This is a genomic window from Burkholderia sp. BCC1047, from assembly GCF_902833155.1.
Lineage (GTDB): Bacteria > Pseudomonadota > Gammaproteobacteria > Burkholderiales > Burkholderiaceae > Burkholderia > Burkholderia sola.
This window is the reverse complement of the sequence record NZ_CADFEH010000008.1, coordinates 1-14421: the sequence shown is the minus strand read 5'-3', so window position 1 is coordinate 14421 and position 14421 is coordinate 1. Positions and strand designations below refer to the sequence as shown.

The window sequence follows — 14421 nt, the reverse complement described above, 5'->3', positions numbered from 1 at the left end:
GGTCAACCAACAACACAACAGGAGAATCGACAATGAAAATCCGATCCGTTTCGCTGGCCATACTGGTGAGCGCGACTGCCATGCTGATGTCCGCCTGCGTAGTCGAGCCCGTGCGGCCGCCGCAACCTGCGCCCGTCGTCGAGGTGGCGCCGCCGCCGCCCGCACCCGGCTATCGCTGGGCGAAGGGGCATTACCGGTGGGCCGGCAATCACTGGGCGTGGGTGCCGGGGCATTGGGTGGCCGTGTACTGACACGGCAAGCGCATCGACGTGCTGCTGTGCGGCGAGATCGACGTGCCGGCCACAAGCGATCGTGCGAAGTGCCGCAGCAACGGCGGTCTCGGCGGGCTCGACCTCGTACGCTGAGCGGCGCAACGCAGCCTAGTCCCACCCGATCCGGTGCTTCTCCTCCGTCTCGCGATGGCGCCAGTCGTCGTCCGCGTGAAGATACTGGCTCGTCGTCGTGAGCGATACATGGCCGAGGTTGTCGCGCACGAGCCGCAGGTCGATGCGGCCATCGGCCATGTGCGAGCCCGCGCTGTGACGCAACCAGTGCGCGGATGCCTGTTCGAGCACGCGCGCCGCCTGCTCGCCGGCCTCGCCATTCGCACGTAGCCGGTCGGCCGCGTGCCGGAACACCTGCTTCACGATCCGGTGCAGCGCCGCACGCGTGAGCGGCTTGCGCGTCTGGCCGACCGGCAGCACGAGCGGCGTCGGTTCGCCGTCGAGCGGCAGCGCGGGCAGGCCGTGCGCACGCCGGTAGCGCGACAGCTCGGCCATCATCTCGTCGGTGGCCGGCACGAGCCGCTGCCGGCCGCCTTTGCCCGTCACGTCGAGCCACCAGCGCGCGTGTCCGTTCGCGTCGCGCCGGCAGAAAAATTGCCCCATCGTCGTATCGGCCGCTTCGGTGATGCGCAGCCCGCCGAGATACAGCAGCGTGAAGAGCCACCGCGCGCGATCCGCATGGAAGCATGCGCGTGCATCGTCGCGCGGCATCGCGGCGATCGCATCCTTCACCGATTGCCACAACGGCTGCCCGAGATGGCGCGTGACGCGCGGCGCGGGCCGGCGCTGCCGCTGACGCGACAACGCGAGCGGGTTGCCGGCCAGATAGCCGGCCTGCACGAGCCACGAGAACATCACGTTCAGGATCACCAGCGCCTGCCGCTGGCTCGCTGCCGACAGCGGCCCGTAGAACGGCCGCCAGCGCGGATCGTCGCGCGGATGCTTGCGGCCGCCGTTCGCGCACCATAGCTCGGCCGGCGCGGGCGCGAGCAGGAACTGCCGGTAGACGACGAGATCCTCGTGCGTGAGCGACGACAGCGGCTTGCCGCATGCGATCACGGCCCACAGCAGCAGGCGTTCGGCTTCCTTGCGGTAGTTCTGGAACGTGGTCGGCGTATCGACGAAGCGCGCGAGCCACGCACGCACGGCGTCGAGGTCGTTGGTCGCGGCGATCTGCGGATGCGCGCTGCCCGACCGATTGGTGCCTGAGCGTCCGTCGAGCGCGGCCGGCACGGTCAGCGTATCGATCGGCAGCGGGCGGAGTGCAGTGTCGGGCGAAGCGGATGCGGTCATGCGAAGGAAACGCGCTGCGCGAATCGCGCGGGCGTGGCCGGGCGCACGAACGCAGCGCACGAAAGCGTATCGGGAAGCGCCGATGGTACACGATCACCATACGGTGAGGCCGCTGTCGATGGCGACCGCCTGGCCGGTGACGAAGTGCGCGGCGGCCGAGCTCTTCCGCGGCCGACACGACGGTGTTCGGCAGCACGACCTGTGCGCTGGCTTCGGCGAAGCACGGTGCTGCCTGGCGTCCGACGCCGGTCACGACGACACTTTTCTGTGAAGCGTTCCATTCCTGTCTCCTGAGGCATTGGATGGAGGGACAGGTTAGACGGCAGCGCCGGCGCTCCGAATGAAACGGACTAGGCGGATGTGACGGTGGGGAGTCGCCACCGATGCGGCACGGCGGCGACCGCAGGCTGTTGCGTCAGCCGCCGACCTGCTTGTCCAGCAACCGGAACTTGCCGTTCTCGAACAGATAGCGATATCGGCCGCGCGATTGCCCGTCGGGCCTGCCGTTCACGACGAGCAGCCGGCTGTCGGAGCGGAAATCGGTCGGCGTACTGTCGTCCGTGATCTTTACTTCGCGCACGATGGTCGGAAGCCAATACACGTTGCCCGTTTTAGCGTCGAGCGCGAACACGCGCATGCAATTGTCGTTGTGTCCGCAATCAAAGGTCCACAGGATGTAGTGGCTCGCGAATGTCACTTCGTTGACGGCGGCGCCGTCCCGGATATTCCTGGCGAACTCGCGGTCCTGTGCAGTGCGCAGTTTCGGTTCGGCGATCGGCCCGTCATACACCGGTCCGTTCAGGTATTTGAGGAAATCGTCGCGCTCGTCCGCCAGCGCGTGCCAGCTTACGGTCAATGCCGCGGCACAGACGAGCAGGTTCGCCATCGTGGTGGAAAAGCGGTGCTTGCGTATTACGATCCCGGAATGTCGATCGGCCATTGTCGAGTGTTCTGTTGTTATGGGAATCGAGATCGTAATGCAACTCGGCGAGGGTCGAAGCGATTACCGTGGCGTCAAGCTTTTCACGACGAATGCCGCAAGCCTGCCGTGCCCCGCATACCAGCGATAGGGACGTCCTCGAACGGGGCCTTCGTCGGTCGTCGTGAGCCATGCGCCGAACGGCTCGCCCGTCAGTTTCGGCTGGCAAAAGGCGGCGTCAAGGCCGGAGGCGCCATGGTCATTCGAGTTGTCTCCTGTTGCGGCCGCCGGGTCGCGGTCGGTACGGCGTGCACGTGCGGACCGCCGATCACGAAGCGCGCGGCCGAACCGGAACACGGAGATGCATCGTCTCGCACGCGACATCCGATAAACGGCGGTGGTCGAACGCATCCTGTAAGGTGTTTGTGAACCTTCTCGCCGGGTGGCTCGTCTAATTGGCCCCCAACGCTCGCAGAGGCATACCAGATGATTCACAAGATTCGAACGCTGCTCGGCGCGGCCGTCATTGCCGGCAGCACGCTCGTCGCCGGATGCCAGACCGACGCCGCTGCCATCGCGCCAAGCGCGGCGCGCCCGGCCGACGGCACGCCCGTGACGAAGACGGTCTATGTCGCGCCGCAGTCCGCGCGCTGCACGGGCGTCGCGCCGATGGAGTGCCTGCAGGTGCGCAGCAGCCCGAGCGAGCCGTGGAGCCTGTGGTATGCGGGAATCGAAGGGTTCGCGTACCAGCCCGGCTACCTGTACACGCTCGAAGTCGACGAGTACCGCGTCGCGCGGCCGCCGGCCGATGGTTCGTCGATCCGCTGGGTACTCAAGCGCGTCGTCGAGCGCAGCCAGGTGAACTGACGGCCGCGATCACGCGGAAGGGCGCGCCGCCGCCCCGGCAGGCGGCGCGGCCGTATCGATCCGCCGGAACACGACCGACGACAGCAGCGTCACCGCGCCCATGCACGCGAACGACAGCATGAACCCGTGCGCCATCGAGCCCCGATAGGCAGCGAACAGGTTGACGAGCCCGCCGCCGATCGACACGCCCAGCCCCATCGCCAGCATCTGCATCATCGTGAACAGGCTGTTGCCGCTACCGGCATCGGCATGCGACAGCCCCTTGAGCGTCACGCCGTTCATCGCGGCGAACTGCATCGAATTCGCCGCGCCGAACACGATCAGCAGCACGCTTTCCAGCACCGGCGCGGGCCGCGCCGACACCAGCGCGAACCCCGCGATCGCGAAGCCGACGATCCCCGTATTCACGACCAGAAACGCCGCGTAGCCGAAGCGCTTCACGAGCGGCGCGATCCAGCGTTTCGCGACGACGCCCGCGATCGCGGCCGGCAGCATCATCAGCCCCGATTGCAGCGGCGTATAGCCGAGCTGCACTTGCATCAGCAGCGGCAGCAGGAACGGCACCGAACTCGTGCCGATCCGGCACAGCAGGTTGCCGAGCAGCCCCGAGCCGAAGTTCGGCTCGCGGAACAGCCCCAGCCGGAACAGCGGATGCGTGCGGCGCCGCGCGTGGGGCAGGTACGCCAGCGCGCTCGCCAGCCCGAGCCCGGCGAGCCCGGTCGCCCACGCGGTGCGGTGCGCGGACATCGGCGGGTCGATCGCGAGCGACAGCGCGATCATCGCGGCCGACAGCAGCGCACAGCCGACGAAGTCGAACGGCGGCGGCTGCGTCGCCTGGTCGTGCGGCAGGTAGCGTTGCACCGCGATGAAGCCGATCACGCCGACCGGCACGTTGACGATGAACACCCAGTGCCACGAAATCGCCTGCGTGAGCCAGCCGCCGAGCGTCGGCCCGACGATCGGGCCGAGTTGGCCGGCGATCGACACGAACGCGATCGCCGCGACGTACTGCTCGCCCGGCACGCGGCGCAGCACGGCGAGCCGCCCGATCGGCAGCAGCATCGAGCCGCCGATGCCCTGCACGGCGCGTGCGACGACGAGCTGGCCGAGCGTGTGCGACGCCGCGCAGCCGATCGACGCGAGCACGAACACGAGGATCGCCACCGAGAACACGCGGCGCGTGCCGAACCGGTCGGCGAGCCAGCCCGAGGCCGGCGTGAGCATCGCCATCGTCAGCGTGTAGACGACCACGACGGGCTGCATCGCGAGCGGCGACGCATGCAGGCTTTGGGCGATCGACGGCAGCGCGGTGTTGACGATCGTCGTATCGAGCGACTGCATGAAGAATGCAGCGGCGACGATCCAGAGCAGCACGGAATGGGTGGGTTCGCGGGACATGGCGAAATCGGTGGTACGGAAGACGGGCGCCGGCGCGGGGTCGCGCGGCGGCCGCCGGCCCTCAAGCGCTCGATGGTACCGATTCCGCCGGTCATCGGGAAGCGGTCTCGCCGACCGCATCGAGGGCATGTTCGTCGTCGGCGGGACGCTGCTCGACGTGGCGCGTGCGCGTTTGCGCGGTCGCGCGGCGTGCCGTGCGTGCGTCGTGGCGCTTGGCGATGAACGGATGCTCGACGTAGCGGTAAGTCAGCAGCGAACACAGGACGGCAACCAGCGCGCATGCGAGCGCGAGCGTCCAGATGCCGGAATCGCCAGCCGAATTGATCGGGAAAACGAACTTGTTGAACGCATGAATGATCATGTACACGATCACCATGTGGATCATGTAGATACTGAAACTGGCGGTGCCGAGCAGCGCGAGCGGCCGGGTGTCGAGCAGGCCGTAGAACGTGTTCCCGCTGGCGATGCAGAGAAACACCGGGAGCAGCGGCAGCGCGCCTTCGATCGAATAGCGTTCGGCCGGGGACGGCGACATCGCGAGGATCAGCAGCGCGACGGTCGCCGCCGGTTTCGTCGCGAGCCGCGCGCGGATCGCGGGGTGCCGCGACACCTCGTAGGCCACCGCGCCGAGCGCGAACAGCAGCGCCATGCCGCCGGGCGGCCCGAACAGCGCCGCGCACGCCGTGACGATCGCGAGCGCGAGCAGCTTGCGCCACGCACGCGTGGCGACGAACCAGGCGAGAAACGGAACGGCGATGTAGAACCGCCATTCGTAGGCGAGCGTCCACCAGACGCCGCTCAGATACGGCGTCCGCTCCGCTCCGTTGATCGGGAACGCGCCGAACCAGCCGAGCGAAACGGTCTTGAGCAGGTCGGCCAGCAACTGCGTCGGTGCGCCGACGGCGTTGCGGGGAAACCAGTAAAGCGTGCAGACGACGATGACGGCCGCGTAAAACAGATAGAGCGGCGCGACGCGTCGCACGCGTCCGACGAAGAAGGTCCGCACGTCGAGCGCGCCTCGGCATGCGCGTTCCCAGAACAACAGCCCGGTGACCATGAAGAACATCGCGACGGGAATCGTGCCGAGATTGCGCAGGAAATCTGTGCCGGCACCCCAGACGCCGGTCGACAGCAACGCCTGGTTGCACGCGAAGTGATGGAAGACCACGGAGACGGCCAGCAGGCCGCGGAAACCGTCGAGATTGCGATAGCGCATCGACAGCGACTTGTCGACGGCCGACCGGTAGAACGGCACGTGTCGGGCGACGAGCCACGCGATGATCGCCACGGCCGCAACGCATGCCGGGAAGTAGAGTTTGTCGGGTGTCGGGGAGAACAGGGTTTCCAGAGAGGGCGTAACAAAGTCCACTGAAGAGCGTCTCGTGTCTTGGATCGGGATGTCAGGCACGGATGGTCGGATGGTCCGCGTCGATGCAAGGTCTTCTGCGCGCTTCGCACGGCTATCGATCGCCGGTCTTGTGATCCGATGGTATCAAACGATTGCGAGGGGCGCGGGCGATGTGGCGGCCCGTTGTGCAACACGATGTTTCAGCGCGAATCGATGCGGCGCGCGTATTCGTCGTGCTTGTCGCCTGCGGGGCTCGCGTCGCAAATCCTGTTCCTCGCCGGTCGGATATTCGCCGTCGTCGATGGCGCGCGACTGGCCACTCGGCCGGCTTCCCCGTCGTCCGGCGCGGGCTTACCTTGAGCGACAGCAGTTCGATGCGTCGGGCCAGCAGCGGAAGAAGGGCGGATTCCTGCCGTCCGCTGCCGCTGGTCTACGCCGACCCCGGGGTCTGTCCGGTCATGAAGGTGATAGCAATGCTTGCAATTTACCTTCATGGCGCTATCATTGATAGCAAATCTGGATGGAGGTACTCATGGCAAATCTTCTGGTGCGTAACGTGGATGACACTATCGTTCAAAGCCTGCGCGAGCAGGCCGCGGCTAATGGCAGGAGCGCCGAGGCCGAACATCGAGCCATTCTGGCCGAAGCGCTCGGCCGACCGAAGCGGCGCACATTCGCGCAAGTGCTGATGAGCATGCCGGAGGTGGGCGAAGACGCGGATTTCCAACGTGTTCAGGATTCAGGCGAGGTCAGGCGTGTTTTTGATTGAATCGGGCAGCAAACGAGTCGGACGGGACTTGACGGCCCGATCGCATTTGCGATCAGGCCGTTTACGTTGATGAGCAGCTTGAGGTGCTCGCGAAGTCGCTTGAGGACGGCGGGCAGCTTGGCAAAGGCCGGCGTGCGTGCGACCCACATCGTCTCGTGCTTGATCAGACGGAACGGGCGAACGAAGCTCAATTCGGTTGATTCGCTTGGCTTCAAAGGCGGCGCACGCCATTTCTCGACGAATCGGGTTGTAGGCGATCATGTCCGGCTCTCCTGATAGGTGCCCTCGCCGGTTCGGCTGCGTAGCGTCAGTTCGCTATCCAGCATGGACTGCTTCAATTCGCGGTAGCTGGTTTCTACCTGCCAGCGCCGCTCGTAGCAAGCAACCCGGTCGGTCAACTTGAAGTGACGCCAATCGGTCAAGGACGTCAGCAGTCCGCGCTCCCGCCACTGTGCATCCCGAATGCGCGGCGCACACGCTGTCCCGCTAGATCGGGACATTTCTGCCGAGCCTGATGCGCGACGCGCATGCGTACCAGCGCATCGTCCGGTTTGCCGGACAGCTCCCAACGGGTATTAGACTTTGCCGGGATGAGGACGTGGCGATTGGGCTCGCCGAGCTCAGGCCGCATGCGATTTCGGCAGCCGGGAGGCCTTTGCCCCAGACCGTGAGCGGATGGTCGGGAATCTGCGCCAGCAGATTCTTGGCGTAGATCATCTCGTTGGTGTCGTAGTGGCCAAACGCGGGGTTCGCCATGAGATGCGTTGGGATCGAGTTGAGCGTGACTGCCCGCACTTGGGGCGATTCACCACTTTACCGCTCGCGTAGCTCTCAGCCCGAACGGCTCCCGATTCGCGACATTGTCCGGTCTGACTCTCACGGGGCCGCGCGGCGCCGGCGCGCCGGACGTAGCGCTGCTATTCAGCGAAGCGGCGCCGTCACGTCCCCGAATGCGACACCGGTGGCGCGCTGAATGGCGTCAGCAGTTCCGTTTCCTACGGCAGCGGTGGCTCATTGGGCGCAAGCTCTGCGGCCACAGCAGGTGGCAATGGGTTGGGCGGCCTCGTTATTGTGTGAGTACGCGTGATGAAACCCTATAAAGACATTGTGACGTAGGGATCGAGCCACTGACCGATGGCGCGGGAAACGACGTACCGATCGAGACTAGGTCTACTGCCGAGTAGTGGCCGAAATGATCGATGTCACCGATATTCCCCCCAATCAGAAGTGCCGGTGGATCTTTGAAGGCGGCACATTTTCTCTACCGGCATCAGGTGTCCGAGATAGTCCTCGGTGGGATAGTATTGCTCCGCAATCACAGAAATTGTTAGGGTGACAAGTATTATTTTAGTCGCGCGACCTATTGTCACCTTCACTAGACTAATGTCAACCTGTTAGGATTGCCGGTGAGACCTTGTAACTAGAAGCTTGATCTTTCCGGTATTATGCCCGCTAATAATAAGAGGGGGCGACATGTTGAAAAAACGAGAGAACGGGCGAATCCAGTCACTAGATGGGCTGCGAGGCATCGCAGCCGTATCAGTTGGCGTTTTCCACGGTTTGCTGCACTATGATACTGGCGCCGTTCAGCGGGTATTTGAACCGTCTGTTTTTGACGCATCAAGTTTGCGCGACGTATTCTTGAAAATACTTTTGTCACTGTTTAATGGGCACTCTGCCGTAATTATCTTCTTTGTTTTGAGTGGATTTGTTTTGACTGAGTCCATGAGGAAGATGGAGGGCTGGAGTGGTGCGGATGTCGTTAGGGTATTCGTTGTGAGGAGAATATTTCGAATTTACCCAGCGATTTTCGGTTGTATGGCATTTTTGTTTGTGTGTGTAATTGTATTTTCTAGAACGGGACTCTTGCCTTTTCCTAATTTTTCATTTTTTGAGGTGTCGAAGGCGGCTCTTTTGATAGATGCGGCGATCGATGGTCCGCTTTATACTCTTCAGATCGAGCTTTGCGTAATTCCATTTTTACTGCTCGTTCATTTCTTGCGAAAAAAAATCGGCTTTCTGGCCGACTTTATTTTTGTGTTCTACTCCTTGTTGGCGTTACAGGTGCCGCTGTTGGGGTTAGGGTTTTCCGCGTTCGCAGCCAACATGCTGGCGTTTGCATGCGGGTGTATGTTAGCCAGTGCATCAATCTCGGCGGTCTTCGCTGAAATGGGGGCGCGTGCTTGGGTGTTGGTCTTGATCGTCCTTATCGGTATTACAGTCCTTTACTCCGTGCAGATGTACTCGGTAATGTTGATCAGAATGTTCGCGGCTGCATTGCTCGTCGGCTTGGTCGCCAATCAAGATAATTTTTTATCAACTATTTGCCGTTCAAAAACGGCAGTGTTTTTTGGGAGTATTAGCTACAGTTATTACTTGTGCAATGTTCCTGCGCTTTATATTTCGTACGCAATTGTAGATAAATTTGTCCCTGCTCCGCAAAGCAGTGCGCTTGTATGGGGTGCTGTTATATCGATTGGTTCATTTGTCGTGGCAACTCCGCTTTCGGTTCTGTCGTATAGATACATAGAAAATCCATGTGTGAGAATGGTGAGTCGCTTTGGCAAGATGCGCACTAAGAGCGAGCCAGCTTCGCAACTCGCGAAGGGCTTGTAGTTGCGTGCCCAACTACTAGCTCTATAACCGCCTCCGGGCGGTTTTTTTACGGGGGATCGATGAGGAGCCATCTCGCGGCAAGCGCCGCGAAGGTGGCGCCTGCAGTGGGCAGCAAATTTCTGGATGTGGCTTACCAGCGACGATATCAACTGGCGCGTAGCGGTCGCGACGAGCGGATCTAGTCACGCAATGGATTACGGTGAACCTGCCGAACAACACGGCTGCAAATTGCGCAGCATCGGCCTTACGGTAGGGGATTGGGACGTTCAGGGTGTAGTGGCTTTATTCCGCACGGCTCAACGTCGATCGAATCCGGCGGTCGGTATCTCGACGACTTCGGCCACGTTTTGGGGGGAGGAGCAGTACCACCGCCAAGATCGGTGCGAACGGCGCGGGCTTGGGCAATGTCATGGGTACGCCAACGGCTTGGCTACGCTGTCGGCGGCCACGACCGTCTATCAGCTTCGGATTCGCTAAGCTGTCTGTGCGGTCTTTCGTGCGGGGCCGGCGAAGCCGTTTTTCAGAGCGAGCGCCGGCTTCTCGATGATGAACCACGAGGCCGTAGCGATTGGCGTCACAATCAGGACCGTTAGCAGCGAAAGGGCCGTAGGATTCATGCCAGTGCCGAAGTGCCACACCAACATTTGCTGAATCAGGAACGCGTAGATATAGACGCCGTACGAAATGTCGAAGCGGTTCAGGAACGCCAGCTTCGGAAGACGTTCCGCCGCGAAAATGACGATGAACGGCAGCAGTAGGTTGAACGCGTATGCCTTAATCTTCCAGTCAGGGCTTGCCGCGAACACGTAAAACGGCAGCAGCGCCAGCAAGACCGAAGCCGCCCACAGGACCCAACTGCGCGGCAGTGCGACGGTAGCGAGAAATGCGCCACCCCAAAAGAACACACCAAGCCGCGCGAGCTGGAAGGTATCGACACCGAGCATCACGCCGTCTGTCCACAGTATGTTTCCCATGAACGCGGCGTACCAGCCTATCAGCATCAGCAGCATCCCGCGCCAGTTCAGTGCGCCAGCCCAGGATACACCGAGCAACAACAGGTAACAGGCCACCTCATGTGTCAGTGTCCAAAGTGAACCGTTGATGACGGAAACCGGGTTCGTTGAGAAAAAGTGCGGCAGCACGGGTACGGGGCGGAACAAAGACAGGTTCGTCAAATATGCGAGCCAGCCAGGGTGCCACGTGTGTGCCATGATCGGACCGGCGACGAAGATCGTTAGCAGGAGCAGCGCCGCAAGGCCGGGAAAGATACGCAGCGCGCGATTGCGCAGATACATCAGTGGGTGGGGAGTACGCTGCAGCGACTTGCAAACGAGATACCCGCTGATCGCAAAAAACGCGCTCACACCGAACTCGCTGCACTGCGGAAAGCCGTGCCGCTCGAGCCAGTCGTGCGGTCGCCCGAGTACGACATAACTGTGCGTGATGATGACAGCATAGGCCGCGAGCAGGCGTAGGGCGGTGAATGCGTTTTGGCTATTTGGTGCCATGACGATTCCTACTATGTCTCCGGCATGGATGGTATCAGAATCGTCCGTGCGCTATATGGGTCGAAACCCGTGTAGCGCATTGGCCGCGGGCGCGATGCTGCAGCTGTATCCAGCGAAGGAAATGTCGGCCGAGCCGGCTCCAATGGGTGTTCAGAACCTTATGGCAAGTGATTGATTTTACTGGCGCCAAGATGCAGACTCTGGCGGGCATTTTTCAGCCAGAATCTTGCATTAATCAATTGAAATTAAAAGGAAATATGCAGGAAAGTCAGGCGTTTTTGATTGATACGAACGTCATCAGCGAAATCAGGAAGGGCAAGCGAACCAACCGCGGCGTGCGGGCGTTCTTCAGGCAGGCCGAAGCCGAAGCGAGCCCGCTTTATCTCTCCGTCGTGACGGTGGCCGAGCTGCGGCGCGGTGTCGACCTGATCCGTCATCGCGGCGATCACCAGCAGGCGTCGGCGCTCGAGGCCTGGATGGCGATGATCGTGTCCGGCTATGCGCCGAACATCCTGCCGGTCGATATCGAGACCAGCCAGATGTGGGGGCATTTGCGCGTGCCCGATCCGACGCACGAACTCGACAAGCTGATCGCGGCCACCGCACTGATCAATGATCTGACGGTCGTCACGCGCAACGTCGACGATTTCGCTCGCACCGGCGTTCGGTTGTTGAATCCGTTCGACTAGCGTCGGGGGCGGGCTCGATGCCGCGTGCGACGCTGTTCGCGCCGGGCACCATGGCGCTGTAGACCGACATGCTGGGCTTCGTGGTGGTGATACGAATCGGAGCCGCAGTAAAAGCGGGCGGTCATCAAAGAATGAGGGATGCATTCAAACGGGCTGTGTCGACTCAAAACCTCCGTCATGGAACGCGTCCGAAGCGCTCGCGCTTGTGCGCCGCATCAAAATAACTTGACGAAACGTCCGGTACCGCGTAGTGTCCGAGACCGAAGTCATCAAGAAGTCCGATTGCTCATCATTGGCCGTACACCGTGCGGCAGTCGTTGGTCTCTCCCTCTTTGATTCTTTCTGTGCCCGTCGCGGGCGCATGTTCAATTATTTGTATTAAGGAAGTATTTGTGGATACCGGTACCGTCAAGTGGTTCAACGAAACCAAGGGCTTTGGTTTCATTTCCCCGGACAACGGCGGCGACGATCTGTTCGCCCATTTCTCCGAAATTCGCGGCACGGGCTTCAAGACCCTGGCCGAAGGCCAGAAGGTCAGCTTCGAAGTGAAGCGCGGCCCGAAGGGTCTGCAAGCGTCGAACATCACGCCGCAGTAAGCCGCATCGGCAGCGGTCGCCAAGCGGCGGCCGATGCCGGATGGAGTATCGCGCGGGGCGCCGCATGACGGCGGCCTGTGCGTTCCGATGCGCACGACCGATGCATCGCGACATTCACGATGCATCGGTCGTGACGCCTCCCTCATCGCATGCGTGAACCGCACGCGACGCAACGCCCTCGCGAAGCGCACGTCGTTTCGCGAGCGCATCACCGCTTCAACGCATCAACCCGAGCAGACCGCCGCCATGCCGTAGCTGGCGCGGTCCCGACTTGCGCGGCGCTGCTGGCGCCGCAGCCACCGACCGCCCGAACGTCGCAACGCGCCGGGCTCCGATCGCAAGACGGGCCCGAGGCCCGTCTGAACGAACCGATCCCGGCTGCCTGCCGGCCGCCGTCCCGTTTGCGGGAGCGGCGCCGGGCAGTTGCCGCGGCCGCGGTCAATCACCTTGTCTGGAGGAATTGGTTTGGCAAAAGAAGAACTGCTGGAACTGGACGGAATCGTCGACGAAGTGCTGCCGGACAGCAAATACCGTGTCACGCTGGAAAACGGCGTCGTGGTCGGCGCGTACGCGTCGGGCCGCATGCGCAAGAACCACATCCGCATTCTCGCGGGCGATCGCGTGACGCTGGAACTGTCGGTGTACGACCTCACCAAGGGCCGCATCAACTTCCGGCACAAGGACGCGAATTCCCCGCGTCCGCCGCGAAGCGGGCAGCCGCGCCGCTAAGCGGCCACGACCGGTGCGCAGCAACGCGCACCGATCGCCACCTGTCCGGCCCTAGCAGGCTGTTGAAAAGCGCCTCGTTCCGACGATCGGGGCACTGTTTAAAAGGGTTTCGTATGCGATTGGCCGCTGAGTTGCTGACGAATCGTGCCGGATGCCCCGCTTGCGAGCGGGCCGGCCGACGCGTTGCCGCGCAACAGCTACGGTTGGGCGGCTCATCGCGCTGCTCCCTGCGGCACCGCTGCCAGTATTCGAGCCATTCGAGTCAGGTTGCTCGCCAGCATCGTCAGCTTGAAGTGCTGGTCGACTCGCTTGATGCCGCGATACGCGGTCTGTCGAATCCTGCCGACGGTCTTGCCCCAGCCGAAGTGCTCTTCGATGCGTTTGCGAATCACCTGGCTGATGCCATAACCGGCGTGCCGCGAGGTGCGGCCATCGATCGCGCTGCCGCCTTGATGCGCGTCGTTGCGCGCGACATGCGGCGTCACCTTGCGCGCACGACAGTCCCGCACAAAGTCGCGCATGTCGTAACCCTTGTCGGCGCCGAGCGTCTTGGCGTGACGACCCGGCACGCAATCGAGCAAGCGCAACGCACTTGCGCGTTCGCCGAAACCGTCAGCGTGGCTGACCACCGCGCCGACCACCAAGCCCGAGCGGTTCTCCATCAGGATGTGCCCCTGATAACAAAGGATGGCTGCGCTTTGCCGCCCCTTGCGGAACAGGCGCGCGTCCGGATCGGTGCTCGATTCATGCGTATCGTTGCTGCGCCGCTTGCCCTTCCAGTCGGTGTCGACATTGCGGCCACCGCCGGCTGGTGGATCGTCCGAGCCGTCCTTGGGCCGGAAGCTCTTGTGGCTGGCCCAAGCCTGGATCAGCGTGCCATCGACCGAGAAGTGTTCTCTGGACAGCAGCCCTTGCTTGTCGGCCAAGCTCATGACTTCGGTAAAGAACGCTTCGACCACTTCGTGCTCGAGCAGACGATCACGGTTCTTGGAGAACACCGAGTGGTCCCAGACGGCGTCTTCGATCGCCAGTCCGACGAACCAACGGAACAGCAGGTTGTAGCGCATCTGTTCCATCAACATGCGCTCGCTGCGCACCGAGTACAGCACCTGCAGCAGCAATGCACGCAGCAGTTTCTCCGGCGCAATCGACGCACGGCCGCTATCCGCGTAGATCGTGCCAAACAGCCCATTGAGCCGCTTCAGCGCTTGATTGACCAGCAGCCGAAGCGGCCGCAACGGGTGATCGGCCGGCACGAAGTCTTCCAGCTTCACCGTCGTGAACAGCGGTTCTTGCATCTCGTCCATTCCGCGCATCGCTCTCGTCTGCCCAAGATCATGAACACGATATCTCTAACGCACCGCTCGCAACGCCCGTTTACACCGTATCCAATTTCAACAGCCTG

13 protein-coding genes and 1 pseudogene are annotated in these 14421 nt (G+C 62.4%); 7 read left to right on the top strand and 7 right to left on the bottom strand.

Features of this window, described 5'->3' with window-relative positions; all coding sequences use genetic code 11:
• Positions 1 to 32 precede the first annotated feature (32 nt).
• Positions 33 to 251 carry a YXWGXW repeat-containing protein gene (locus tag HWX55_RS10950; protein ID WP_175975594.1) on the top strand — a complete coding sequence of 73 codons (219 nt, stop codon included), beginning with the start codon at positions 33 to 35 and terminating at the stop codon, positions 249 to 251.
• A 129-nt stretch (positions 252 to 380) separates the two neighbouring features.
• Here the strand turns inward: HWX55_RS10950 and HWX55_RS10945 are convergent, their stop codons facing one another.
• Together HWX55_RS10945 and HWX55_RS10940 are read right to left on the bottom strand one after the other, a co-directional pair.
• Positions 381 to 1577, bottom strand: coding sequence for a tyrosine-type recombinase/integrase (locus tag HWX55_RS10945; protein ID WP_175975593.1), 1197 nt, complete (start codon positions 1575 to 1577; stop codon positions 381 to 383).
• Positions 1578 to 1992: 415 nt separating this feature from the next.
• Positions 1993 to 2463 (bottom strand): hypothetical protein, encoded by a 471-nt coding sequence (locus tag HWX55_RS10940; protein ID WP_175975592.1) that lies wholly within the window; start codon positions 2461 to 2463, stop codon positions 1993 to 1995.
• Between the two features lie 519 nt (positions 2464 to 2982).
• Between HWX55_RS10940 and HWX55_RS10935 the strand changes: the two genes are divergently transcribed.
• Positions 2983 to 3363 (top strand): DUF4377 domain-containing protein, encoded by a 381-nt coding sequence (locus HWX55_RS10935; protein ID WP_089489398.1) that lies wholly within the window; start codon positions 2983 to 2985, stop codon positions 3361 to 3363.
• Positions 3364 to 3372: 9 nt separating this feature from the next.
• Here the strand turns inward: HWX55_RS10935 and HWX55_RS10930 are convergent, their stop codons facing one another.
• Together HWX55_RS10930 and HWX55_RS10925 are read right to left on the bottom strand one after the other, a co-directional pair.
• Positions 3373 to 4761, bottom strand: coding sequence for a DHA2 family efflux MFS transporter permease subunit (locus HWX55_RS10930; protein WP_175975591.1), 1389 nt, complete (start codon positions 4759 to 4761; stop codon positions 3373 to 3375).
• A 91-nt stretch (positions 4762 to 4852) separates the two neighbouring features.
• On the bottom strand, positions 4853 to 6130 hold the full coding sequence (locus HWX55_RS10925; RefSeq protein WP_244140536.1) for an acyltransferase: 1278 nt from the start codon (positions 6128 to 6130) through the stop codon (positions 4853 to 4855).
• 511 nt (positions 6131 to 6641) lie between these two features.
• Between HWX55_RS10925 and HWX55_RS10920 the strand changes: the two genes are divergently transcribed.
• On the top strand, positions 6642 to 6878 hold the full coding sequence (locus HWX55_RS10920) for a DNA-binding protein (RefSeq protein WP_069618041.1): 237 nt from the start codon (positions 6642 to 6644) through the stop codon (positions 6876 to 6878).
• On the opposite strand, the pseudogene HWX55_RS10915 reads toward HWX55_RS10920, so the two are convergent.
• A pseudogene (locus HWX55_RS10915) lies at positions 6849 to 7746 on the bottom strand (transposase); the annotation flags it as partial. The gene HWX55_RS10920 and the pseudogene HWX55_RS10915 overlap by 30 nt on opposite strands.
• Positions 7747 to 8351: 605 nt before the next feature.
• On the opposite strand from HWX55_RS10915, the gene HWX55_RS10910 reads away from it, so the two are divergent.
• Entirely contained in the window at positions 8352 to 9494 is a 1143-nt protein-coding gene (locus HWX55_RS10910) for an acyltransferase (RefSeq protein WP_175975590.1), read from the top strand.
• 473 nt (positions 9495 to 9967) lie between these two features.
• On the opposite strand, the gene HWX55_RS10905 is transcribed toward HWX55_RS10910, so the two are convergent.
• Positions 9968 to 11002: an acyltransferase gene (locus HWX55_RS10905; RefSeq protein ID WP_175975589.1), complete on the bottom strand. Its 1035-nt coding sequence runs from the start codon at positions 11000 to 11002 to the stop codon at positions 9968 to 9970.
• Between the two features lie 257 nt (positions 11003 to 11259).
• On the opposite strand from HWX55_RS10905, the gene HWX55_RS10900 reads away from it, so the two are divergent.
• From HWX55_RS10900 to infA, 3 genes are all read left to right on the top strand, one after another.
• Positions 11260 to 11691 carry a type II toxin-antitoxin system VapC family toxin gene (locus HWX55_RS10900; RefSeq protein ID WP_175975735.1) on the top strand — a complete coding sequence of 144 codons (432 nt, stop codon included), beginning with the start codon at positions 11260 to 11262 and terminating at the stop codon, positions 11689 to 11691.
• A gap of 392 nt (positions 11692 to 12083) precedes the next feature.
• On the top strand, positions 12084 to 12287 hold the full coding sequence (locus HWX55_RS10895) for a cold-shock protein (RefSeq protein WP_006483056.1): 204 nt from the start codon (positions 12084 to 12086) through the stop codon (positions 12285 to 12287).
• A gap of 465 nt (positions 12288 to 12752) precedes the next feature.
• Complete coding sequence (infA, locus tag HWX55_RS10890) at positions 12753 to 13016, top strand: translation initiation factor IF-1 (RefSeq protein ID WP_006483034.1); 264 nt, start codon at positions 12753 to 12755, stop codon at positions 13014 to 13016.
• Between the two features lie 212 nt (positions 13017 to 13228).
• Here infA and HWX55_RS10885 read toward each other — a convergent pair whose 3' ends face one another.
• Positions 13229 to 14323, bottom strand: a complete 1095-nt coding sequence (locus HWX55_RS10885; RefSeq protein WP_175975588.1) for an IS5 family transposase — start codon at positions 14321 to 14323, stop codon at positions 13229 to 13231.
• Positions 14324 to 14421: the final 98 nt, after the last annotated feature.